Consider the following 23,328-nt stretch of genomic DNA (forward strand, 5'->3'; position numbering starts at 1 on the left):
CTATCACAATCCCCTTTTTTAGAACGCGCAGGTGCCACGCAAGGCTGCCTGGTCCAGTTCAGCGCGTTTGATTGGACCCGCATTGTACGGGTCTAACAGACGAAACCTCCAATCAGAAGGATGGCGTCTTTAGATTCCTAAAAAAATTTCGGAACCTTTTCTCTCTTTCAATCCGTGCGTGTCGCTATTACAAATGGTCAATGATTTAAAATATTCATTTCATCCGAGTTAACTGTCTTACGATTACGATATAATGCGATTAATATCGCAAGGCCGACAGCAGCTTCAGCCGCCGCAACCGTAATTCCGAACAAAGCAAAGATTTGCCCGTCAATGGATGGCGCCACCCCGTATTTGCTGAAAGCCACCAGGTTGATATTGACCGCATTCAGCATTAGCTCAATCGAAATCAGGATAATGACTGTATTGCGCTTTGTTAAAGCTCCATACAAGCCGATGCAGAATAAAATTAAGGCAAGGGCCAGGTAAGCTGAAACAGGAACATGGCTCATTCCTTCCCCTCCTCCTTCAGATCATCTTTTCTGGCGAGAACAATCGCGCCAACCAACGCAACGAGCAGAACGACGGAAGTCAGTTCAAACGGAATAATAAATTTAGAATACAACGCAATCCCGATCTGTTCCGTATTGTTTTCGTGGAGCGTGTTTTCTGCCGCAGGAAGCTCAAGATTGTAGATTCCAATATAGACGGCAAATGCGAAGCCGAGAACAGCTGCCAGTAAAAGCAGCTTGCGCCATTTCCCCGTTTTTGCTTCACTCGTGTCATTATGGCGCGTCAGCATAATCCCGAATAGCATAATAATCGTAACGGCACCTGAATAAATCAAGATTTGGACAACGGCCAGAAATTCAGCAGACAGCAGAATATAAATGCCGGCGATACTGATAAATGTAAAAACGAGCGCAATGACCATATGAACGACTTTGGAAAGGTTTAATAAGAGCACGCCGCCGATCACCGCCACGATCGCAAGACACATAAACGCAATTAATTCGCCTGATAACGTCATGCTTTATTCACCTGCCGTTTGTTTTCATCGTTCTCATCCAGCCATTCAAGGTTTTTGAAAAGCTCATCACGGCTGTACTCCGCCAACTCAAAATTATTGGTCATGATAATTGCCTCAGTCGGGCAGACCTCGGTGCACAGATCACACAAAATACAAATTTCAAAGTTGATATCATATGTGTCAATGATCTTCCCTTTTTTCGCAGGGTCAGGATGTTTTTTACCCGTGAGCTGGATACAATCGGTTGGACAGATGGCAGCGCACTGGTTACAAACGATGCACTTTTCCGGATAAAATTTTTGAACCCCGCGAAACCGGTCAGGGAGCGGAATCGGCTCATTTGGATAATCATAGGTCACTTTACTGCGCGTCATATTTTTCAGGGTATATTTTAAACCTTTCGCTAATCCAAGCATGTTTTCACCCCTTGCGGTTAAAATAGGCTATTTTAGAACAAGTTGAACACTTCTTTGATGATCGCCGTCAAGAAAATATTGGCGAGAGCAATCGGCAGCAGCACCTTCCAGCCGAACTCCATTAATTGGTCGGCACGAATACGCGGAAAGGTTACGCGGAACCAAACTAATATAAAAACGACAAGGCTGAATTTCAATGCAAACCAGACAGCACCTGGAATAAAATCAAGGAATGGCAGCGGCAGCCATCCACCCAGAAACAGCACTGTTGTCAATGACGCCATCGCAAAGAAATACACGTATTCGGCAAGCATATAAAACGCCCAGCGGAATCCGGAATATTCGACATGGAAACCGGCAACCAGCTCTGATTCTGCCTCGGGTAAATCGAACGGTGCCCTGTTTAATTCAGCAACAGACGCAATCAAAAAGATAATAAACGCAATCGGCTGCCATATAATGAACCAGCCATGTTCCGCCTGTGTGGCAACAATATCATTTAAGTTTAAGCTGCCTGATAACAAAATGATTCCGAGTACTGACATGACAAGCGGAATCTCATAGGAGATCATCTGTGCAGCAGCACGCATTCCGCCGAGCAGGGCATACTTGTTATTGGAAGCCCATCCCCCGGTTACGATCCCGATCGTCGTTAAGCCTGAAATCGCAATATAATAGAGGAGGCCAACACCTAGATCAGCAAATTGGAGCCGGTCGGTAAACGGAATCGTCGCCAGCACCATAAACGCCGGTGCAAAGGCAATGACAGGAGCCAAAATAAACAATGGCCGATCAGCAAGCTTTGGAATCGTATCCTCTTTAAGAAGCAGCTTTAAAACATCGGCCACTGTCTGGAGCAGCCCCCAGCGGCCGCCGACCTGGTTTGGGCCATGGCGCAGCTGCATAAACCCCATTACCTTCCGCTCCGCAAGAATCGCATATGTAACGAAGCCTAAAACAACAAACAGTAAAGCGGTTGCGAGTAAAAAGAATATCCCAAAATTGGCCAGGCCAGGGGTTGAATATAATAGATCCTCTACCATTAGCCGTCCACCTCCCCGAGAACAATATCAATTGCTCCTAATATCGCAATCAAGTTTGCGATATTTTCACCTTCTAACAATTTAGGGAGAATTTGCAGGTTATAAAAAGACGGTCTTCTGAATTTTAATCGGTAAGGCTCTTTTTTACCGTCACTGGCAATATAGCAGCCGATCTCACCACGCGGTGATTCAATCCGCACAAAAGCTTCCCCTTTTGGCACCTTGACAATCTTCGGCACCTTCGCGATGATTTCTCCCTCATGTGGAAATTGTTCAACCGCCTGCTCAAGAATTTTTAATGACTCTTCAAGTTCGGCTAACCGGACTTGGTAGCGAGCCCACGCGTCTCCACCCTTCTGGACAGGAACATCAAAATTAAAGCGGTCATAAATAGAGTATGGTTCATCCTTGCGCAAATCCCATTTCACACCCGTACAACGCAAGTTTGCCCCGCTTAAGGAATAATTTAAGGCATCTTCCTTCGTGTACGTTCCGACACCTTTTACACGGTTCAAGAAAATTTCATTCCCGGTTACAAGCTGGTGATAGCCTTTGAGCTGTTCACGCATGTATGGGATGAAATCGCCGACCTTTTCGATCCAGCCTTCAGGTGCATCCCATTTCACCCCTCCGACACGCATATAATTAAAGGTCAATCGGGCACCAGATAATTCATTTAACATGTTAATGATCATTTCGCGCTCGCGGAATGCATAGAGAAACGGGCTGACGGCGCCGATATCCAATAAAAATGTTCCCCACCAGACCAAGTGGCTTGCCACTCTTCCCAGTTCCATTGCGATCACGCGCAAGTACTCGGCACGTTCAGGTATTTCCAGGTCCATCATCGTCTCGACAGCATGGCAAAGGACATAGTTGTTCGTCATTGCCGACAGATAATCCAATCGGTCCGTATAGGGGATGATTTGTGTGTATTGAAGGTCCTCAGCCAGCTTTTCGGTACCTCGGTGCAGATAGCCGATTACCGGCTTCGCTTCAGTAATGATTTCACCGTCAATTTTTATGACAAGCCGAAAAACACCGTGTGTACTTGGATGCTGAGGTCCTACATTAAGCAGCATTTCTTCTGTGCGTATCATGAGTTATACCTCCACATCATACGGTTCGTAATCTTTTCTAAGCGGATGGCCGACCCAATCATCACCAAGCATGATCCGATGCAGATTCGGGTGGCCAATAAATTGAATCCCCAGTAGATCATACGCTTCACACTCAGGCCAGTTCGCCCCGGCCCAAAGTGGCTGCAGCGATTGAATAGCCGGTGTGTCACGATCAATTTTCACCTTCAATGCAACTGACTGGCGATTTTTGTATGAGTATAGATGAGCATACACTTCCATATGTGTTTCAAAATCTGTGCCATGCAGTTCTGATAAGTAATCGAAGCCAAGCTGTTCATTGTATTTTAAAAATTCAGCTACTCTAAAATATGTATCTTTATTGGCGACAAGAGTTGGCACATCTTTTGAAAGTTTATTTATATAGTATTCTTCTAAAACACCATTTCCAAGATGTTCTTCAATCACCTTCACGTATTTATCAAGGAACGGCTGGTTTTGAGATGGTGCCGCTTCGACGGCTTGTTCCAATTCGCTTCCGCCATTGCCAGATGCTGTGGCTTTCGCTTTGGCTGCTGCTGCCGCTTTTGCCTTTGCGGCCGCAATCGCTTTGGCTTTTTCATCATCACCTGTTGCAGTGCCAGCCTGTTTGGCCTGTGCGGCCGCCTTTGCTTTCGCTGCCGCAGCGGCTTTCGCCTTGGCTGCTGCGATGGCTTTCGCCTTATCGTCACTGGCCGCGTCGCTTGCGCCCCCGGCGTGTTCCATTGCTTTCTTTTTTGCTGCGGCTGCCGCTTTCGCCTTGGCCACGGCGGCCGCTTTACGCTTCGCCAGGTCATCTCCCTCATCCCCGGAAGCCGTTGCTGTCGATTTCCCCTCCGGTGCTGGTGTTGTTAACTGTTGTGCTTGCGAAGCTGTCTTGGTTTCTTCTGCTTGCTGCTTCGCTTTCATTTTCGCTAAAGCGGCGGCTTTAGCCTTTGCTGCAGCTGCTGCCTTGCGCTTCTCAAGGTCCATATCTTCATCTTGAGGTACTGCAGATGGTTGCTCTTCTGGCGCTGGTGCTGACGGTTTTGGTGAAGAAACCTGTGTTTCAGGCTTCACAGCGGCCGCTTTCCTTTCAGCTAACCGTTGCCTGGCAAGCTCTTTCGCTTTTTCTGCCGCTTCTTTCTTTAATTGTTCAAGATCTTTTTCCCCGCTCATCGACTAGATCACCTTCTTCCCGGTTTTCGCCTCGTAACGGATTTTTTCTCTTAATTTATTAATTCCGTAAATGAGTGCAGCAGGATTCGGCGGACAGCCGGGTATGTAAACATCAACAGGCACAATTTGGTCAACCCCTTTTACAACCGCGTACGATCTTACGTAAGGTCCTCCGGCAGTGGCGCAGGATCCCATTGCAATTACCCATTTTGGTTCAGGCATTTGATCATACAAGCGGCGGACAATCGGGGCCATTTTCTTCGTGACGGTTCCGGATACGATCATCACATCTGACTGGCGCGGCGAGGTGCGAAAAAAGGACCCGAAACGATCCAGGTCATAATGAGAAGAACCTACTCCCATCATTTCAATCGCGCAACAGGCCAATCCAAACGTCATCGGCCACAACGAATTACTCCGTGCCCATGCTTTAATCTGTTCCAGCGTCGATAAAAAAACATTCCGCTTTAGCTCTTCCATTTCCTCTGGTGTAATGTTGTCCAATTTTAAATCCATTTCAGCACCTTCTTCTTCCATGCGTACACAAGGCCAATAACGAGCATAAACACAAAAATCAGCATCTCAATCAAAGCAAAAATACCAAGCTTTTCATAAGCTACTGCCCAAGGATAAAGAAAAACTGTCTCGACATCAAAAATCACAAACATCAAACCAAAAATATAATAGCGGACATTGAACTGCACCCTTGAGTCGTGGAATGGCTCAATACCGCTCTCATATGTGGTGTATTTCGTGTCCATCGGCTTAAAAGGCCGCAAAAACCTTCCAAAGGTAATCGCCACGACCGGCAACAGCACGCCGAGACAGAGAAACACGAAAACAATTAAATAATTATTCTGATACAAGTTCAAAAGCTCCATGCCTTCCCCCCTAACGCCAAAAATATTCACAACATTTAAACTTGTAACCGATACCATTATAGCACTCTTCCAAATACGTGTCGACAAGGCTCTACCTATATATTGGAATTTCTCCCGCCCTGTAAAACATGCCTTCGCATCGATTCAGCGACAGCCGAAAAATCCCGCTAAAAATACAAACTACACCAAAAATTGACTAACTCTCATACTCCATTAAAAATGAAAAAATCAAGCATGTAAGTGAGATTTTTAACACAATTTCTTCTTTTATGAACTTTTGTGTGAAACTTAAAGCTTGCCTTATATATATTTATGAAAGATTGCAGGGCAGGATTCATAAAAATAAGCGAAGTTAAAATTTTGAACCCCAATATGGTGTTTCGCTTAAATAATTTTTCGGGTTTCCGTGACTGCAGTTTGGCGTGTAGAAGAGGATTTATTTTTAGGAAAATTATAAGAGGTTCATGAAAAATCAAAAAAGTGCCCCAAAAAGAATTCTTTTGGGGCACTACTTTGATTTTTATATTTTTCTTTCCGCAACAGATATACGGTTAATTGCACGCTGGAGAGCAAGCTCGGCACGTCTAAAGTCTACATCTTCCCGCTTTTGAGAATGCAGACGTTCTTCGGCGCGTTGCTTCGCTCTGACAGCACGATCGATGTCAATCTCTGAGGATGATTCAGCAGACTGGGCAAGGATCGTTACCTGGTCAGGGCGCACTTCGAGAAAACCGCCGCTCACTGCCACGAAATCCGTTTTTCCGCTGTTTTTTAATCGAACAGCACCAATTTGCAACGGTGCAACCATAGGAATGTGGCCGGGCAGAATACCGAGCTCACCGCTTTGAGCCTTTGTACTTACCATTTCCACATCTGATTCATACACCGGTCCATCGGGAGTAACAACACTGACTTTAATCGTCTTCATTTTTTACCCTCCTGGTCCGTGATTAGACCTCTACACCCATACTTTTTGCATTCTCAATAACGTCTTCAATTTTACCGACGAGTCGGAATGCATCTTCTGGAAGATGGTCATATTTACCTTCAAGGATTTCCTTGAAGCCTTTTACTGTTTCTTTTACAGGTACGTATGAACCTGGCTGTCCAGTAAACTGTTCAGCAACGTGGAAGTTTTGTGATAAGAAGAACTGGATACGGCGGGCACGGTGTACGATAAGCTTATCTTCGTCAGAAAGCTCATCCATACCAAGGATCGCAATGATATCCTGTAATTCTTTATAACGCTGTAATGTTTGCTGCACCTGGCGCGCGACTGAATAATGCTCTTCACCAACCGTTTCCGGTGTTAAGGCACGGGAAGTTGAAGCAAGCGGATCCACCGCTGGGTAAATACCCATTTCAGAAAGCTTACGCTCAAGGTTTGTTGTTGCATCTAAGTGGGCAAAAGTTGTTGCCGGAGCCGGATCCGTATAGTCATCGGCTGGAACATATATTGCCTGGATGGAGGTAACAGACCCTACGTTAGTAGATGTGATCCGTTCCTGCAATCTACCCATTTCGGTAGCAAGTGTTGGCTGGTAACCAACGGCAGAAGGCATACGGCCAAGCAGCGCGGAAACCTCAGAACCTGCTTGCGTAAAACGGAAGATATTGTCCATAAAGAACAGAACGTCCTGTCCCTGGTCATCACGGAAATACTCAGCCATTGTTAAACCTGTTAAGGCAACACGCATACGTGCACCAGGCGGTTCATTCATCTGGCCGAAAACCATCGCTGTTTTCTTGATAACGCCTGAATCAGTCATCTCATGATAAAGGTCGTTACCTTCACGTGTACGCTCACCTACACCGGCGAATACAGAAATACCGCCGTGTTCTTGAGCGATGTTATTGATCAATTCCTGGATTAAAACGGTTTTACCTACACCGGCTCCGCCAAATAGACCAATTTTTCCACCTTTAATATATGGAGCAAGAAGGTCTACTACTTTAATTCCAGTTTCAAGAATTTCAACCTCTGTGGAAAGTTGTTCAAATTTAGGTGCTTCTCTGTGGATTGAATCACGGCGAACACCTTCAGGAAGTTCCTCGTCCAAATCAATCGATTCACCCAATACGTTAAATACACGTCCCAGTGTTACGTCTCCTACAGGAACGGAGATAGCCGCACCAGTATCCAATACCTCTGCACCGCGTGTTAAGCCATCAGTAGAAGCCATGGCAATAGCACGAACTGTATCATCACCTAAGTGAAGGGCTACTTCAAGGGTTAAGTTGATGTCAACTTCGGATTCGCTGCGCGCTGCATTGACAACTTTTAAAGCATTATAAATCTCTGGAAGCTGACCGCTTTCGAACTTTACGTCAACAACCGGACCCATAACTTGAAGAACGCGTCCTTTGTTCATCTATTTCCCTCCTATCGTTCTCTATCGACAATTTTAAAGCTGATTTCAGAAGTCGATGCTGTTTCTATTATTTATCGTCAACCAAGCTTGGGCAAAATAGAGCACCCACCTGCAAAACGGCTATTCTAATGCTGCCGCACCGCCGACGATTTCGGTAATTTCTTGCGTGATTGCTGCCTGGCGTGCACGGTTGTAGCTGAGGCTGAGTGAGCTAATCAGCTCATTGGCGTTATCTGTCGCACTCTTCATCGCTGTCATCCTTGCGGCATGTTCACTTGCTTTGCTGTCTAAAAGCGCCCCGTAAATCAAGCTTTCAGCGTACTGGGGCAGCAGTACTTCCAAAATATCTTCAGCGGATGGTTCAAACTCATAGGATGTAAGCTTTGCAGAAGTTGAAATATCGGAAAGCGGGAGAAGTTTCTTCTCTGTTACATCCTGTTGAATCGCGCTGACATAATGGCTGTAATACAAATATAATTCATCAAATGTTTCATCCGCAAACATGCCGACTGTTTTGCTTGTAATGTCGTTAATGTCTGCAAAAGACGGCTGATCTGCCACCCCGACAATGTCGAGGATTACATTCATCCCACGCTTCTTAAAAAAGTCGCGGCCGACTCTGCCGATCGCAATGATCGCATATTCATCATCGGATTGATGGCGATTTTTAATCGTTTGGAATACATGGCGTAAAATGTTGCTGTTATAAGCTCCGGCAAGTCCGCGATCAGAGGTAATCACAACGTATCCTGTCTTTTTAACCGGACGGGACGTCAGCATTGGATGTGAAGCATCATTGCTTCCCATCGCTATTGATGCGGTCACTTCCTGGATTTTTTCCATATAGGGAACAAATGCCTTTGCATTCATTTCCGCACGGTTCATTTTCGCCGCAGATACCATTTGCATGGCTTTTGTAATTTGGCTCGTTTTCTTCGTTGAAGTAATCCGAGATTTTATATCGCGTAATGATGCCACAGGTTCTCACCACCCTTTATCAAAGAATGTCCGACTAAAGCGTTTGAATCTTAAGCGTATGAGTTTGTTAAAAAGGTCAGGTGAAAATTGCCTTGGCAGCTTTTTTCACCCTTTAACATTCTCGTTATTCGGATACTGCGAATGTTTTTTTGAAGTCGTTGATCGCAGCGGCCATATCGTCATCAGCTGGAAGTTCTTTTGTTGTTGCGATATGGTCTAACAAATCTTTGCGGTTGTGGTCTAACCATGAATGGAATTCAGATTCGAAACGACGAATATCCTGAACAGGAATATCGTCCAAGAAGCCGCGTGTAAGAGCATAAAGAATCGCTACTTGCTTTTCAACTTTTAACGGCTTGTTAAGATCCTGTTTTAAAACCTCAACTGTGCGGGCACCGCGATTTAATTTTGCTTGTGTTGCTTTATCAAGATCGGAACCGAACTGGGCAAATGCTTCCAGTTCACGGTATGAGGCAAGGTCAAGACGCAGTGTACCGGCAACCTTTTTCATTGCCTTGATTTGCGCTGATCCACCTACACGTGATACAGAAAGACCGGCATTGATCGCCGGGCGTACACCCGAGAAGAACAGGTCAGACTGAAGGAAAATTTGTCCGTCGGTAATAGAGATAACGTTTGTTGGAATATAGGCAGAAACGTCTCCTGCCTGTGTTTCGATAAATGGCAGTGCTGTGATCGAACCGGCACCTTTTGCGTCGCTCAATTTGGCAGCGCGCTCCAGCAAGCGGGAGTGCAAGTAGAATACATCCCCCGGATAAGCTTCACGGCCTGGCGGACGGCGTAATAGCAATGAAAGCTCACGGTATGCTGCCGCTTGCTTTGTTAAGTCGTCATAAACCACCAATACGTGCTTGCCATTGTTCATAAATTCTTCGGCCATTGAAACACCTGCATAAGGAGCCAGGAATAACAATGGAGCCGGCTGTGACGCGGAAGCAGTCACAACGATTGTGTAATCGAGGGCACCTTGCTTGCGCAAAGTTTCAACAGCATTACGTACAGTCGATTCTTTTTGTCCGATTGCCACGTAAATACAAATCATATCCTGGTCTTTTTGGTTCAGGATTGTATCGATTGCAACAGATGTTTTACCTGTCTGACGGTCACCGATAATAAGCTCACGCTGTCCGCGGCCAATTGGCACGAGGGCATCGATCGCTTTAATTCCAGTTTGCAGCGGCTCATGTACGGATTTACGATCCATAACACCAGGTGCTCCTGACTCGATGGGACGTGTTTTAGTTGTGTTAATCGGACCCATTCCATCCACTGGCTGCCCGAGCGGGTTCACGACGCGGCCGATTAAATCTTCACCTACCGGAACCTCCATGATGCGGCCCGTACGGCGAACCTCGTCACCTTCACGAATTTCTGTATATGGTCCTAGAATAATGATACCGACGTTGTTTTCTTCAAGGTTTTGTGCCATACCCATAACGCCGTTTGAAAATTCAACAAGCTCTCCAGCCATGACATTGTCGAGGCCATGAGCACGAGCGATACCGTCACCAATTTGGATAACCGTACCAACATCACTCACATGAATTTCCGTCTGATAGTTTTCGATTTGCTTTTTTATCAGCGCACTGATTTCTTCAGCATTGATGCTCATGAGTTTCACCCCTATCTACGAATCTTAGCCTAACAATTGACGTTCCAAACGCTCCAGCTTGCCTTTCAAGCTGCCATCGAAAATTCGATTTCCGATTCGAAGCTTGATGCCGCCAAGCAGGTTGGAATCAACAATATTTTCAATTTGCAATGATTTTTTCCCGACTTTTTCTGCAAATGAAGAAGAGATCGCTTCCCGTTCCTCCTCTGTTAAAGGGCGGACGGAATAAACCTTTGCTTCGGCAACTCCTCTTTCGTCATAAGCAAGTCCGATAAAATAATTCGCCACGTCAGCGACATGATCTTCGCGGTGGCGGTCAATCAATATCATAAGTGTATTTAAAACGTACGTATTTGCAGTAGAAAATATTTCTTTTATAATCTCTTTCTTCTTTTCAACAGGAAGTTTTGGAGACTTCAAAACCGAATTTAAGTCCTGGTTATTGCTGAAAACTTCTTTGACTACACGAAGCTCTTGTTCCATTTGGTCAAGGAGCTGTTGTTCTTTTGCAAGCTGGAAAAGAGCCAACGCGTAACGTTTTGCTACAGTTGAGTTGCTCATCGCTCTTCTCCTGCCTCTTGAATGTATTCGTTAATCAGCTTTTCCTGGTCTTCAGCACTTAATTCTTTTTCAATTACTTTGGAGGCAATTAAAACAGATAAGGAAGCCACTTGCTGACGAATAGCTGCAACAGCCTTTTCTTTTTGCTGCTCAATTTCAATCTTTGCTGCTTCTTTAATGCGTTCAGCTTCTGTACGCGCTAGTGAAATAATCTCTTCACGCTGAACATCGCCTTGCTTTTTTGCGCTTTCAATAAGCCCTTGTGCATCTGTACGAGCTTCTTTCAACAGGCTGCGCTGTTCTTCAAGCAGCTTGTTTGATTCTGCACGGCTTTGTTCCGCCGCTTCAATTTCGTTTGCAATATGCTCTTCACGCTGCTGCATAATGCCCATCAGCGGACCCCATGCAAATTTCTTAAGCAATGCTAACAATATAATAAACATCAATAACTGGAACACAATGTCCCCGAGGTTAAGACCGCCGTGAGCAGCCGCACCTAATACAAAACCGCTTGTTAACACCCTCGATTCACTCCCTTCAAGAGTCGTTCAGTTAAGAAAAAACAAGTGCCTAAATTGTATATAAATCTGTTCATTTCCAGAGATCTTGGACATAAAGGAATGGCGAAGGCTCCATTAAATGATCTTCGCCATTTTGAACTTTATTGTTAACGGATCATTATCCGCCGATTACCATGAACGCAATAACTACCGCGATGATAGGAATCGCCTCAACTAACGCAACCCCGATAAACATAGTAGTTTGAAGCATACCACGAGCTTCCGGTTGACGTGCGATACCTTCTACTGTACGAGATACGATAAGACCATTACCAATACCAGCACCCAGTGCTGCCAAACCGATTGCTATTGCTGCTGCTAAAAGACCCATTCTAATGTTCCTCCTTTAAATGTATCGAAAAATAATAGTTTTAAATGTTTTGTCCAGAAAAAGGACAGGGTATATATTAATGGTCATGGCTCACTTTGTGAGACATATAAACCATTGTTAACATTGTGAAAATAAATGCCTGGATCCCACCGACAAAAATCGAGAATCCTTGCCATGCGAGCGTTGGAATAACAGCGGCTAAATGCCCGCCGACTCCGGTTGCAAGGCTGCCTGCCAATAAGCCGAGCAGAATTTCCCCGGCAAAAATGTTTCCGTAAAGACGGAGACCAAGCGTCAGAGTATTTGCAAACTCTTCAATAATTTTTAGCGGGAATAAAAAAGGCATAGGCCTTAAAAATTCACGGCCATACTCCCTGGCACCCTTCATCTTAATTCCATAATAGTGTGTTAAGCCCACTACCATTACCGCCAACGTTAGTGTTATGACCGGGTCGGCAGTTGGCGATTTCCACCATAATACACCGTCGATGACGACCGAGAATGGCAGACCCACCATGTTTGAAACAAAGATATACATAAGCAACGTGATTCCAAGAACATGGAACCGCCCGCCCGTTTTCCAATCCATCGTACTATTAATAATGTTTTTAACAAAATCCATAACCCATTCCATGAAGTTTTGTATACCGGTAGGCGTCATGGCAAGAGTACGAGTGGAAAGCACAGCGATGATAAACACAATCAAACTCGCAACAGTAATCATTAACACGTTGGCCAAGTTGAAGGTTAGTCCCATAAGTTCATATAATGGAGCTTCGTGATGCAACAGTATTCACCTCTTTTCCCGCTTTTTACGTAAATGATAAGAATGAAGAAAAAAATCTATCATAATGACAAAATAGGATGTCATTAATCCCACAACTACACTGATAAGGTGGAAGTGCTCCGGATATCTCAGTGCTATTAATACGGCAAACGCCGCAGATGCAAGCCGGGAAAAAGAGCCGAGTGAGACTACTTTTTTTCCTTCTGAAATCGCATCGCCAAATTTCCGCACTTTTCTTGCCATCAGCCAGAGATTATATAGGCTCAAGCTTGTACCGAAAGCCAATCCAAGAAAAATAGATTGATAAGAAGTAAATCCCCAACCGAGAATATAGACAGCCATTAAATAAAATATGTATTTACGCTGTCTGGAAAACATTTCATTTATTTCCGGCATGGTTGTTTATTCTCCTGAAAAGAAGTGGCGGACCAGGCTAAGCATGGCATAAATTCCCGCTGCCAACCCCAAAAGCAATCCGATAATTAAAAAAAGCGGTTCAGTGCCATACATCCGATCAAGCCATCTTCCCCCGAAGATGCCAATCAATGTGGAGCCCGCTAATTGAGATAGAATGGCAGATGTTAATGCCATTGCTTTAAAAGGGTGGCGGTTGTTTTGGTTCATATAAACGCATCCTCGCATTAAGAGAATGGTAATGGGCGGGGGGCGATTTTGTTACATTTCGCATTGTGCAGAAGTGGAAAAAAAGAGTGCACAATGAAGACTGAAAACCTTGTCATTTATACCCTTTGTAAGCATACAATAGGGTTATGTCAATGTCAATTAATTTGGAGTGAAAAAGTTCACATATAAAAAGACTAAAATCTGGTATGTTCACACATTTTTCGAAATTTTTTCTCGAAATAATATTGATTTTTTTAGTCACTTCTGCTTAGATTGTGGGGTTCTTTTTTTCCAATTTGAATATAGGCTTCAATCATATCTTCCTTTCCGGCTTTTTTGGCGAAAATCTTCAGTAAATACGATCCATCGCCAGGCAACCGCCCAGCTTCCACTTTTTTTTGAATTAATCCCTTTTTAACGTTCCGTTCCCAATCAAGAAATCCCAAAAAACGAAAATTATCCGCAGCAAAGATGGCAATTCCGAATTCTTCAGCCCCGCCGGGCAAGTACACTTCGTAACGATATGACTGGCTATCATCCCCGATGACAAAATCAAAGCCCATAATTCTCGGGTAAGCTGGTTCTTCAAGAACATATAAATATGGAATCCTGATTTCTTTGGAACCCTCTCGCAATATAAGTTCCCCGTCCTGGATCTTTTCTTTTAGTTGTGATGGTTCGACACGCATTGCGATCTCAACTTTTTTCTGTTCGTTCGGAAGCAGCGTAAAGGAAAGCGGAATCTCCCAATGAATGCCAGCGGTTTTTTTCGGAACCGAAAAAGAGTATTTTTTTACAGCGCTGCCAGTATTTTTAATGACTAAGGACGCGTGGTGGCGATGCAAGTGTTCAGCAAGCTGAAACTTTCCGAATTGCATCGTTCCCGGCATGACAAGTGTTTCGGTGCTTATCGCCTCAACCGCCTGAATCCTTCCTGCTCCCTGCTCATAAGTTCGATATGCTTCGCCTTTCTGGTTATGGAGTTTTTTTGCCGTATTTATTAATGAAGCTTTGATCTGTTCGGGAGTCCAGTTTGGATGAGCCTGCTTTATGAGCGCACAGACGCCGGCCACATGGGGTGCCGCCATGCTTGTTCCCTGCAAAGATAGATATCCTCCCGGAACCGTACTGTTGATCGCCACCCCGGGCGCGACGATATCCGGTTTAATTTCCCATGACTCGGTAACAGGTCCCCGCGAGCTGAATTCAGCAAGCAAATCTTTTTCTTCTATTAATATAATTCGTGAAAAAATCTCTTTGTTCTCGAGTTGTTTTTTCAGCTGGCTTCCAGTTTTTTTTGAAACAGAACCGACTGGAATTGAAACATTTTCTTCAAGGTTTCCAATAAAATGGCCATCTGTATTGTTATAAATAATGACAGCAGCCGCACCCGCGTTTTTGGCATTTCGTGCTTTTTCGGTAAATGTCAGCTTACCCCTTTTAAGGAGTACTATTTTTCCTGCGACATTTTGTAAATCCTTTTCCTCACCGAGGCCGGCAAACGCCATTTGCAGGGAACGGTCCAGCTTCCATACATCTGCTCCTTGCATCGGTTCCATCCTGATTTTCTTAGCTGATCCTTCAAGCAATAAATACGGAATCTTCATCGGCGGAGTTGATGCCCCGACAGAAATGGCTTTCGATGCTGTACCTGGTGAACCGACCGTCCATATCCCGGGACCGGAATTACCTGAAGAGGTGACAGCTATAATGCCATTTTCAACCGCTTTGTTTAAAGCGAGGCTGATCGGGAGGTCCGGTCCGTTCACATTGTTGCCGAGTGATAGGTTCAATATATCAACACGATCTTTTATTGCTTGCTCGATCGCGGCGATGATTTGCTCTGTCGTGCCTCCTCCCCCAGGTCCAAGCGCACGGTAGGCGACGATCCCTGCTCCTGGTGCCACTCCTTTAAACTTTCCATTCGCCGCAATCACACCTGCAACGTGAGTGCCGTGCAGAGTGCGTTGGCGCGGGTCGCCTTTCGATTCCATTGGATCATGATCACCATCGATAAGATCGCTCCCGCCGCGATAATTTCTTCGCAAATCCGGGTGGGTATAATCCACTCCCGTATCAATTACGCCAACGGTAACTCCTTTCCCCGTTAACCGTGCATTGTCAGGACCGAACAGCCCGCGCACTGCGTCGCCGCCGATCATTTTAATATTTTCTTCCGTATTGACGGTGTACGCCTGGACTGGAGAAATCAGCGAAACGGCTTGTTGTTTAGCCAACTTCTCAAGGGTTTCGGTATCACCTTTTACGGAAAACCCATTGAATGAATGTTTAAAAATATGGCGAAGCTCCAAGCCTTGAAATTTAGCTAACAGCCCCTTGATATCGATATGTGATTCTGTGTCTTTGAGGATGGCGATCGCTATGTTTGTTTGCCCGGGATCGCCTTTTGGAATCGGGGGGTGCTCAAGTGTTTTTGACTGACCGGCAGCAGAACCGGCTAGCAGCCACATGAAAGTGATTATGGAGGCAATTTTCCTGATCATCATTGACCCGCTCCTTTTTCAATAGAGTTTTCCGGGGGTGGTCGAATTATGCAGGGTTTAGATTTTATGAAAGATAAAATTCAGTTTAATAAAGTGTACATTGTGTACACTTTGAACATAATATGTTAATATAGGAGGTGAAAGGAGAGATGCTCGTGCAAGGAACACTTAATGCTACTGATGTGCGAAGACACTGGAGCCAATTTAACGATGATATCGTAAGAGAAGGTCCTCGTTTTGTTAAACGAAATCGTGATGAGTGGGTGGCAATTAGTTCAGAACATCTCAAAGCAGCTTTTTCCGCATTTACTTTTGAAGCCGAACTATTATATGAAGACGATGGTTCTGTTACAGCAACTATTAAAGGATTCGATTTAGTAGAGAATGGCGAGACTGCAGACGAAGCAATTGATTTATTAACAGAAGAATTAGTCGAATATGCAAATGAGTATCAAGATAATTTTAAATCCTATTTTCAAGCTCCCAATAGACACGATCACTTCCCTTATATTATGAATGTTTTAGTCCAAGATAATATTGAAGGAGTTAAGTCCTTGATCCGATGCCCAGTTGGAGAGAAATAGAACGTTTTTGCCGGAGAGACGGCTGGAAAGAGTATAAACAAAAGGGCTCATCATATTTATTTTATGAAGCAAATGGATGATGGCACTTTAAAGCGGACTAGACTTTCAAGAGGTACGGGAGAAGCGAGAGGACATTTGTGGAAAGAAATTTTAAAGAAGCAACTTCAAGTTACAGAAGAATATTTTAATGATAAAAAATAGCTTTCTAATCCGTGAAGGATTTTTGTAGTTATTATTAGGCTGGCCCAATGCTCCAGGCCAGCCTTTTGTTTGCTATTCGGGTTTATAATCAGCAGGCCGCTCTGTTGTTTGCTTAAAATAATAGCGGATCGCGTCACAGATTCGCGCTGAAGCATTTCCGTCACCATACGGGTTGATCGCTTTAGCCATTTTTTCATAGGCGGAAGGATCGGTTAACAGTTCAGTTGCCATCTGATAAATCGGTTCTTCTTCAATGCCGGCAAGTTTAAGCGTTCCAGCTTCGATTCCTTCCGGGCGCTCGGTTGTATCGCGCAATACGAGGACCGGGACGCCGAGCGAGGGAGCCTCCTCCTGCACTCCCCCTGAATCGGTCAAGATTAAATGGGCTCTTGAGGCAAAATTATGAAAATCAATGACGTCAAGAGGCTCAATTAAGTGGATGCGTGGATCGTTGCCAAGAATTTCGGCAGCAGTGTCGCGAACGGCAGGATTCAGATGGACCGGGTAGACAACCTGAACGTCTGCCTGTTCCTCGACAAGCCGCTTAATCGCCCTGAACATATTTCGCATTGGTTCGCCAAGGTTTTCGCGGCGATGGGCGGTCAAAAGGATTAACCGGTCTTTGCCAAGCTTGTCGAGAACCTCATGATGATATTCCTCTTTCACCGTTGTTTCCAAGGCATCGATCGCCGTATTTCCCGTCACAAAAATGTTCTGACCCGGCTTGTTTTCTTCGAGCAAGTTTTCGGCTGATTTGGCAGTAGGAGCAAAATGGAGATCGGCCATCACTCCTGTCAGCTGGCGGTTCATTTCTTCAGGAAAAGGCGAGTATTTATTCCAGGTTCTGAGGCCGGCTTCAACATGTCCGACAACAATTTGATTATAGAACGCGGCAAGGCTGGCAACAAACGTCGTTGTTGTATCGCCGTGCACGAGGACAATGTCCGGCTTAACTTCCTTCATCACTTTATCAAGGCCTTCCAATCCTCTTGTTGTTACGTCAATAAGGGTTTGGCGGTCTTTCATAATATTCAGGTCATAGTCCGGTTTAATCGCGAATATATTTAGCACTTGATCAAGCATTTCGCGGTGCTGGGCTGTAACGGTCACAATCGATTCAAACTGCCCAGGCCGCTTTTTCAGTTCAAGAACAAGCGGCGCCATTTTGATTGCTTCGGGTCTTGTACCGAAAATCGTCATTACTTTTATGGGACGGTTCATTTTTTACACCTCTTTAGATTACTTCGTTCCGAATAAACGGTCGCCGGCATCGCCTAAGCCCGGGACAATATAGCCATGGTCGTTAAGCTTTTCATCGAGGGCGGCAATATAGATATCGACGTCCGGGTGCGCTTGCTTCACCGCTTCGACCCCTTCTGGAGCAGCGATTAAACACATGAACTTAATATTTTTCGCACCGCGCTTTTTGAGAGAGTTGATTGCTTCAATAGCAGATCCGCCCGTCGCAAGCATCGGATCAACGACGATAAAATCTCTTTCTTCGACATCACTCGGAAGCTTCACATAATACTCGACCGGCATTAATGTTTCCGGGTCGCGGTAGAGGCCAATATGGCCGACCTTTGCAGCGGGGATTAATTTTAAAATCCCGTCGACCATGCCGATTCCGGCCCGCAGGATCGGAATGAGCCCAAGTTTTTTACCGGCTAATACTTTTGATTTTGTCCTATTGACCGGTGTCTCGATTTCGATGTCCTCCAAAGGCAGGTCACGGGTGATTTCAAACGCCATCAATGTGGCAACCTCGTCGACAAGTTCACGGAATTCCTTTGTGCCTGTTCCCTTGTCACGAATGTATGTAAGCTTATGCTGAATGAGTGGGTGATCAAAAACATATACCTTTGCCATAACAATCTCCCCTTTTCTTCTCAATTTTAAATTTTTTGTTTCACTGTATGTAAAAAGCCGTCTACACACTTCGTCTAATTTTACAGAAAAAACGCCCGTTGAGCAACTCGGGCCGCAAACTGTAAAAGAAACGTCATAATTGGATTTATGACCGCCTGAAAAAAATAGCCCGGCTCTGCTTTAAACGCAGAACCGGGCTTTCTTTTTTTAATATAGTTGAAATTTTCCTGTTAAATTAAGGACGCGTTGCTTTGCTTCCTCAAGCTTTTCAGCGTCTTCATGATTCTTTAGAGTGAATGCAATAAGCGAGCCTATTTCATCCATTTCAGCTGTGCCAAATCCTCGCGATGTAACCGCTGCTGTGCCGATCCGGATTCCGCTTGTAACAAACGGGCTTTCCGGGTCAAACGGAATTGTATTTTTATTAACCGTAATTCCGACTTCGTCAAGAACTTTCTCAGCAACCTTCCCGGTTATCGCGAGTGAACGCAAATCCAAAAGCAGCAAATGATTATCGGTCCCGCCTGAGACGAGGTCGAGCCCTTCGCTTTGCAGTTTTTCCGCTAACCGCTTCGCGCTTTCAACAATATTTTTTGCGTACTCTTGGAAGCTGCCTTGTAGTGCTTCACCGAATGCGACTGCCTTTGCTGCAATAACATGCATAAGCGGACCGCCTTGAATCCCCGGGAAAATTGATTTGTCAATTTTCTTAGCGAACTCTTCCTTGCATAAAATCATGCCACCGCGCGGACCGCGCAGCGTCTTGTGTGTCGTAGTGGTCACGAAATCAGCGTACGGAACGGGATTTGAATGCAATCCAGTCGCAACGAGCCCGGCGATATGGGCCATATCTACCATCAGGTACGCACCGACTTCATCAGCAATCTCCCGGAATCGTTTAAAATCTATTTCACGGGGATAGGCGCTTGCACCGGCGACAATCAATTTTGGTTTATGTTCGCGAGCTTTAGCAAGCACATCATCATAATTAATGCGTTGGTTTTTTTCATCAACACCGTATTCGACAAAGTTATATTGGACGCCACTGAAATTAACTGGACTTCCATGTGTTAAATGGCCTCCGTGGGACAGATTCATCCCCAATACCGTATCACCGTGTTCCAAAATCGTAAAATAAACGGCCATATTCGCTTGTGCGCCTGAGTGCGGCTGGACGTTTACATGTTCAGCACCGAAAATTTGCTTTGCTCGGTCGCGGGCCAAATTTTCGACCACGTCTACATGCTCACAGCCGCCATAGTAACGGCGTCCAGGGTAACCCTCTGCGTATTTGTTCGTCAACACAGATCCTTGTGCTTCCATTACTGCCTCACTGACGAAATTTTCTGATGCGATTAATTCAATCTTTGTCCGCTGCCGTCCCAGTTCGTCCTGTATTGCTTGAAAAACCTGCTCATCCTGTTGTGCCAAATGCTTCATCTTCATCCTCCTTTGATCAACCGCACTGTTAAATAATAATATGTACTGAAAACATGACTTGTTTGAAAATTCTTTTATATTTTAACATGCTTTCTGCTTGAAAAGATAGATAAGGTGTAAGGAAATCAGCCAATTTTCGATTATTTACCGGGAAATTTTTAACGTAACCGTTTCCAATGTCCTTAAGCATTTGAAAAAACAAACCTATCGAAAAAAGCCTTTGCAGGCGGCAAAGGCTTTACGCTTAACGGCAGGATTGTGTATCCCGATTTGTTTCATATACGGCCCGCGATCCACCGATTAACTTAGGACGGGTTTTCGCAAGGGTGACATGGGCGCCGCCCACCTGTTTTAAAGAAACCCGGACAGGCACAGCAACCGGCTTTAAATGCATGCCGATGAAAGTATCGCCAATATCAATTCCCGCGTCGGATTTAATGTGTTCGACAATGACAGGATCAGTAAAGTGGCTAAAAGCATAAGTTGCCATTGCCCCGCCTGCGGAACGGACGGGAATAACCGCTACTTCTTCCAGACCTTTTTGTTCTGCGGTGGATCGCTCGACAACAAGCGCCCTGTTTAAATGTTCACAGCATTGAAAAGCAAGCTGGACACCGGTTTGTTCCTGAAACAGCTTTATCTGGCGGAAGATCATCGCAGCTGTTTCTTCTGTTCCAGCTGTTCCGATCCGGCTGCCCGCCACTTCGCTCGTGCTGCAGCCGACAACAAGCAGATTCTTTTCCGAAAGCGATGCCTGCTCTTTAAACTCTGACAGGATTTGATTTAAGTCTTTTTCCCATTTCTCTATCGCCATAAAAGCCCACCCTTTTTAAGCTTTTATTATATTAGAACCTAGCTGAGATCCACAAAGTACCGGCTATTTGCTTTCATATTCGTTAATTTTTCCGATCCGGTTTGCATGGCGGCCTCCCGCAAATTCTGCCGTCAGCCATGTCTTAGCAATTTCACGAGCCAGACCAGGTCCAATTACCCGTTCGCCCATCGCAAGAATGTTGCTGTCATTATGTTCCCTGGTCATCTTTGCACTGAAAACATCGTGCACAAGGGCACAGCGTATGCCTTTCACTTTGTTGGCAGCGATGCTCATGCCAATGCCGGTTCCGCAAATTAAAATGCCCCTGTCAAATTGTCCGTTGGCTACTTTTTCAGCGACAGGGAGTGCGTAATCGGGATAATCAACAGATGTGCTGCACTCGCACCCAAAATCTTCGTATTCAATTCCGAGTTCATCCATTAAGCTCTTTATTTCTTCACGAATATTTATTCCGCCATGATCTGATGCAATCGCAACCTTCATTTAAATCCCCCATATAAAGCTGTCGTTTCCTTTATTTTGACATACCGATGAAAATTAATAAAGAAAACCCTCTCTGGTTTAAACAATTTGCCCGGTGTAGTGAAATTAAGGCCCCCGACTATAAGTCGAAGGGAGCCTTTCTCCCAAAATTATAATTTAAAACGGGTGATTGTGCTTTTCAGTTGTTCGGCTTGGGCTTTAAGCTGAGCCGCGCTGCTTTCTACGTTGGCAATAACCATTGCCTGCTGCTGGGTAGATGTGGCTACTTCCTGGGCAGCCGCGGAAGTTTCCTCGGCAATAGCTGCCACCTCCTGAGACTGGGTGGAAGTATGCTGAATACCTTCCATTTGCCTGTCGACCAGAGTGGTAATCGCCGCAACCGCTTCCGCCATTTCATTGACGGTTCCGGCCATTTCTTCGATGACCTCTTTCGTTTTTGATCCTTTTTTCGCTTCTTCATTGGCCGTTTTGACCTGGCCGGAAATTTGTTCGACGACATTTTGAACTTCTTTTTGAATATCTTTAATCAATTCAGAAATCCCTTGAACTGCCTTCCCACTTTCATCTGCGAGCTTCCTGACTTCTTCGGCAACGACAGCAAAGCCTTTGCCGTGCTCACCTGCACGAGCTGCTTCAATAGACGCATTCAAGGCAAGTAAATTGGTCTGTGCGGCAATATCGCCGACAAGCTGGATGATCTGTTCGACCTTTGCTGCATTTTCCTCAAGGCGTTTAACAGTATGTAAGGAATGCTGGTTTTCTTTAGAAAGCTTTTCAATTCCTGCTATTAAGGAATGAATGACTTCTTTCGATTCGCGTAAATCGTTGACCATTTCCTGCGAAACCATTCCAGATACTTTGGCCTTTTCCTGCACCTCTTCCGCAATTTTGATCACATCTTCTACAGACTCAGCTGTGGACTGAATCGAAACGGCTGAGTTATCAGCACCCGCCGAGATCTCGCGGATTGTCCGGGAAATCGCTTCGGCTTGTAATGACGCTGCTGATGACTCCTTTGAAATAGCAAGGACCTTTGCATTCGTGTCCTGGAAATTTCCATCGATGTTCTCCACCATATCTCTTAAGCTGAACAGCATGTGGTTAAAAGCAATTCCAAGTGAGCGGATTTCATCATCGGAATTGGAGACTTCAGCGTCTTCCTTTATATCACCATGGGCCGCTTTAATCGCGATTTTTTCTAGCCTTTGCAACGGTTTAATGATAAAGCCTGCCGCGATAAATGCAAGGATTCCTGACCAAATAATTCCTAAGGACAAGGTGATAGCACTAAAGCTCATCTCGCCGATTGCGATCATCTCGTTAATATAAGGGTACAAAAAGTAAATAAATACTGCACTGGTCGTATATGTTATAAACGCCAGAGCTGTCGTAAACAGGACAAGCTTCTTCCTTAATCCAAATTTGTAGCGCTTTTTCTCCTCCATCAGTTTCTCCTCCGAACATTGTTAAATGTTTTTTAAACGTGTCATGATTTTGTCGATTACTTGGTGAATTTCTTGATAGGTTTGCCGGTAAAGGTGAACCGGTCCGCCATAAGGATCAGCAATATCTCGACCTGCATCATTTCCTGCAAACTCATATAATGTAAACGTTTTATCTGCCGCGTATGGAAACTGGCTGATAACAGACGCTTTGTGCGCAGCGGTCATCGTTAAAATATATGTTGCCCAATCGATTTCTGCTTTTGTTAAAAGCGTAGAGCGATGCTCATGGAAAATATTATTTTCTTCGAGAACCTTGTTCGCATTGGGTGATGCCGCACTGCCCACACCCGCAAACACACCCGCGGATCGTACCTCAATTCCGGGAATGGATTTGCTTTTTAAGATTGCTTCAGCCATTGGGCTCCGGCACGTATTCCCCGTACAAACAAATAAAATGCGTGTCATCGATGATTGC

General features: G+C 45.0%; 27 protein-coding genes. 1 reads left to right on the forward strand and 26 read right to left on the reverse strand.

Going from position 1 to position 23,328, the window contains the following annotated elements; translation table 11 throughout:
• Positions 1-197: 197 nt before the first annotated feature.
• From nuoK to CVD23_RS08850, 19 genes are all read right to left on the reverse strand, one after another.
• A complete protein-coding gene (gene nuoK / locus CVD23_RS08755; protein ID WP_101665783.1) occupies positions 198-512 on the reverse strand; it encodes an NADH-quinone oxidoreductase subunit NuoK in 315 nt (104 codons plus the stop codon).
• Positions 509-1,030 carry an NADH-quinone oxidoreductase subunit J gene (locus CVD23_RS08760; protein WP_101576045.1) on the reverse strand — a complete coding sequence of 174 codons (522 nt, stop codon included), beginning with the start codon at positions 1,028-1,030 and terminating at the stop codon, positions 509-511. The genes nuoK and CVD23_RS08760 overlap by 4 nt, the downstream gene beginning before the upstream one ends.
• Positions 1,027-1,446, reverse strand: coding sequence for an NADH-quinone oxidoreductase subunit NuoI (gene nuoI, locus CVD23_RS08765; protein WP_101665784.1), 420 nt, complete (start codon positions 1,444-1,446; stop codon positions 1,027-1,029). The genes CVD23_RS08760 and nuoI overlap by 4 nt, the downstream gene beginning before the upstream one ends.
• A gap of 32 nt (positions 1,447-1,478) precedes the next feature.
• The gene (nuoH, locus tag CVD23_RS08770; protein WP_101576047.1) at positions 1,479-2,489 is read right to left on the reverse strand and encodes an NADH-quinone oxidoreductase subunit NuoH; all 1,011 of its coding nucleotides are present in this window, start codon (positions 2,487-2,489) and stop codon (positions 1,479-1,481) included.
• Positions 2,489-3,589: an NADH-quinone oxidoreductase subunit D gene (locus CVD23_RS08775; RefSeq protein ID WP_101665785.1), complete on the reverse strand. Its 1,101-nt coding sequence runs from the start codon at positions 3,587-3,589 to the stop codon at positions 2,489-2,491. The genes nuoH and CVD23_RS08775 overlap by 1 nt, the downstream gene beginning before the upstream one ends.
• Before the next feature lie 3 nt (positions 3,590-3,592).
• Positions 3,593-4,765: an NADH-quinone oxidoreductase subunit C gene (locus CVD23_RS08780; RefSeq protein WP_101665786.1), complete on the reverse strand. Its 1,173-nt coding sequence runs from the start codon at positions 4,763-4,765 to the stop codon at positions 3,593-3,595.
• Between the two features lie 3 nt (positions 4,766-4,768).
• Positions 4,769-5,281 (reverse strand): NuoB/complex I 20 kDa subunit family protein, encoded by a 513-nt coding sequence (locus CVD23_RS08785; RefSeq protein WP_125928316.1) that lies wholly within the window; start codon positions 5,279-5,281, stop codon positions 4,769-4,771.
• Positions 5,272-5,646 carry an NADH-quinone oxidoreductase subunit A gene (locus CVD23_RS08790; RefSeq protein ID WP_101576078.1) on the reverse strand — a complete coding sequence of 125 codons (375 nt, stop codon included), beginning with the start codon at positions 5,644-5,646 and terminating at the stop codon, positions 5,272-5,274. Before CVD23_RS08790 ends, CVD23_RS08785 begins: the two co-directional genes overlap by 10 nt.
• Before the next feature lie 520 nt (positions 5,647-6,166).
• Positions 6,167-6,574, reverse strand: coding sequence for a F0F1 ATP synthase subunit epsilon (locus tag CVD23_RS08800; protein WP_101576052.1), 408 nt, complete (start codon positions 6,572-6,574; stop codon positions 6,167-6,169).
• A 22-nt stretch (positions 6,575-6,596) separates the two neighbouring features.
• Positions 6,597-8,018: a F0F1 ATP synthase subunit beta gene (gene atpD, locus CVD23_RS08805; protein ID WP_101665788.1), complete on the reverse strand. Its 1,422-nt coding sequence runs from the start codon at positions 8,016-8,018 to the stop codon at positions 6,597-6,599.
• A 120-nt stretch (positions 8,019-8,138) separates the two neighbouring features.
• Positions 8,139-8,996 carry a F0F1 ATP synthase subunit gamma gene (locus tag CVD23_RS08810; protein WP_101665789.1) on the reverse strand — a complete coding sequence of 286 codons (858 nt, stop codon included), beginning with the start codon at positions 8,994-8,996 and terminating at the stop codon, positions 8,139-8,141.
• Between the two features lie 124 nt (positions 8,997-9,120).
• Entirely contained in the window at positions 9,121-10,629 is a 1,509-nt protein-coding gene (gene atpA / locus CVD23_RS08815; protein WP_101665790.1) for a F0F1 ATP synthase subunit alpha, read from the reverse strand.
• Positions 10,630-10,653: 24 nt separating this feature from the next.
• Positions 10,654-11,190, reverse strand: coding sequence for a F0F1 ATP synthase subunit delta (locus CVD23_RS08820; RefSeq protein ID WP_101665791.1), 537 nt, complete (start codon positions 11,188-11,190; stop codon positions 10,654-10,656).
• Positions 11,187-11,711 carry a F0F1 ATP synthase subunit B gene (locus CVD23_RS08825; RefSeq protein ID WP_101576057.1) on the reverse strand — a complete coding sequence of 175 codons (525 nt, stop codon included), beginning with the start codon at positions 11,709-11,711 and terminating at the stop codon, positions 11,187-11,189. The genes CVD23_RS08820 and CVD23_RS08825 overlap by 4 nt, the downstream gene beginning before the upstream one ends.
• A gap of 157 nt (positions 11,712-11,868) precedes the next feature.
• Entirely contained in the window at positions 11,869-12,081 is a 213-nt protein-coding gene (atpE, locus tag CVD23_RS08830; RefSeq protein ID WP_023613579.1) for a F0F1 ATP synthase subunit C, read from the reverse strand.
• 76 nt (positions 12,082-12,157) lie between these two features.
• Complete coding sequence (gene atpB, locus CVD23_RS08835) at positions 12,158-12,868, reverse strand: F0F1 ATP synthase subunit A (protein ID WP_101576058.1); 711 nt, start codon at positions 12,866-12,868, stop codon at positions 12,158-12,160.
• 6 nt (positions 12,869-12,874) lie between these two features.
• Positions 12,875-13,264 carry an ATP synthase subunit I gene (locus CVD23_RS08840; protein ID WP_101576059.1) on the reverse strand — a complete coding sequence of 130 codons (390 nt, stop codon included), beginning with the start codon at positions 13,262-13,264 and terminating at the stop codon, positions 12,875-12,877.
• A gap of 6 nt (positions 13,265-13,270) precedes the next feature.
• Positions 13,271-13,492: an AtpZ/AtpI family protein gene (locus CVD23_RS08845; RefSeq protein ID WP_101576060.1), complete on the reverse strand. Its 222-nt coding sequence runs from the start codon at positions 13,490-13,492 to the stop codon at positions 13,271-13,273.
• A 254-nt stretch (positions 13,493-13,746) separates the two neighbouring features.
• Positions 13,747-15,993 carry a S8 family serine peptidase gene (locus tag CVD23_RS08850; protein ID WP_441296844.1) on the reverse strand — a complete coding sequence of 749 codons (2,247 nt, stop codon included), beginning with the start codon at positions 15,991-15,993 and terminating at the stop codon, positions 13,747-13,749.
• Positions 15,994-16,145: 152 nt separating this feature from the next.
• Here CVD23_RS08850 and CVD23_RS08855 point away from each other — a divergent pair, with 152 nt between their 5' ends.
• Positions 16,146-16,580: a hypothetical protein gene (locus tag CVD23_RS08855; protein WP_257988217.1), complete on the forward strand. Its 435-nt coding sequence runs from the start codon at positions 16,146-16,148 to the stop codon at positions 16,578-16,580.
• Between the two features lie 273 nt (positions 16,581-16,853).
• On the opposite strand, the gene wecB is transcribed toward CVD23_RS08855, so the two are convergent.
• The 7 genes from wecB to CVD23_RS08895 all read right to left on the reverse strand — a co-directional run bounded on the left by wecB (position 16,854) and on the right by CVD23_RS08895 (position 23,318).
• On the reverse strand, positions 16,854-18,002 hold the full coding sequence (gene wecB / locus CVD23_RS08865) for a non-hydrolyzing UDP-N-acetylglucosamine 2-epimerase (RefSeq protein WP_101665792.1): 1,149 nt from the start codon (positions 18,000-18,002) through the stop codon (positions 16,854-16,856).
• Between the two features lie 18 nt (positions 18,003-18,020).
• Positions 18,021-18,650, reverse strand: coding sequence for a uracil phosphoribosyltransferase (upp, locus tag CVD23_RS08870; protein WP_101576063.1), 630 nt, complete (start codon positions 18,648-18,650; stop codon positions 18,021-18,023).
• 207 nt (positions 18,651-18,857) lie between these two features.
• The gene (glyA, locus tag CVD23_RS08875) at positions 18,858-20,090 is read right to left on the reverse strand and encodes a serine hydroxymethyltransferase (protein ID WP_101665793.1); all 1,233 of its coding nucleotides are present in this window, start codon (positions 20,088-20,090) and stop codon (positions 18,858-18,860) included.
• A 244-nt stretch (positions 20,091-20,334) separates the two neighbouring features.
• Positions 20,335-20,904: a TIGR01440 family protein gene (locus tag CVD23_RS08880; protein WP_101576065.1), complete on the reverse strand. Its 570-nt coding sequence runs from the start codon at positions 20,902-20,904 to the stop codon at positions 20,335-20,337.
• A 63-nt stretch (positions 20,905-20,967) separates the two neighbouring features.
• Positions 20,968-21,408: a ribose 5-phosphate isomerase B gene (gene rpiB / locus CVD23_RS08885; protein ID WP_101576066.1), complete on the reverse strand. Its 441-nt coding sequence runs from the start codon at positions 21,406-21,408 to the stop codon at positions 20,968-20,970.
• Positions 21,409-21,557: 149 nt separating this feature from the next.
• Positions 21,558-22,853 carry a methyl-accepting chemotaxis protein gene (locus CVD23_RS08890; RefSeq protein WP_101665794.1) on the reverse strand — a complete coding sequence of 432 codons (1,296 nt, stop codon included), beginning with the start codon at positions 22,851-22,853 and terminating at the stop codon, positions 21,558-21,560.
• 21 nt (positions 22,854-22,874) lie between these two features.
• Complete coding sequence (locus CVD23_RS08895; protein ID WP_101665795.1) at positions 22,875-23,318, reverse strand: low molecular weight protein arginine phosphatase; 444 nt, start codon at positions 23,316-23,318, stop codon at positions 22,875-22,877.
• Positions 23,319-23,328: the final 10 nt, after the last annotated feature.

Origin of the sequence: Bacillus sp. V33-4, from assembly GCF_002860225.1 — a bacterium.
GTDB lineage: Bacteria > Bacillota > Bacilli > Bacillales > Cytobacillaceae > Bacillus_BJ > Bacillus_BJ canaveralius.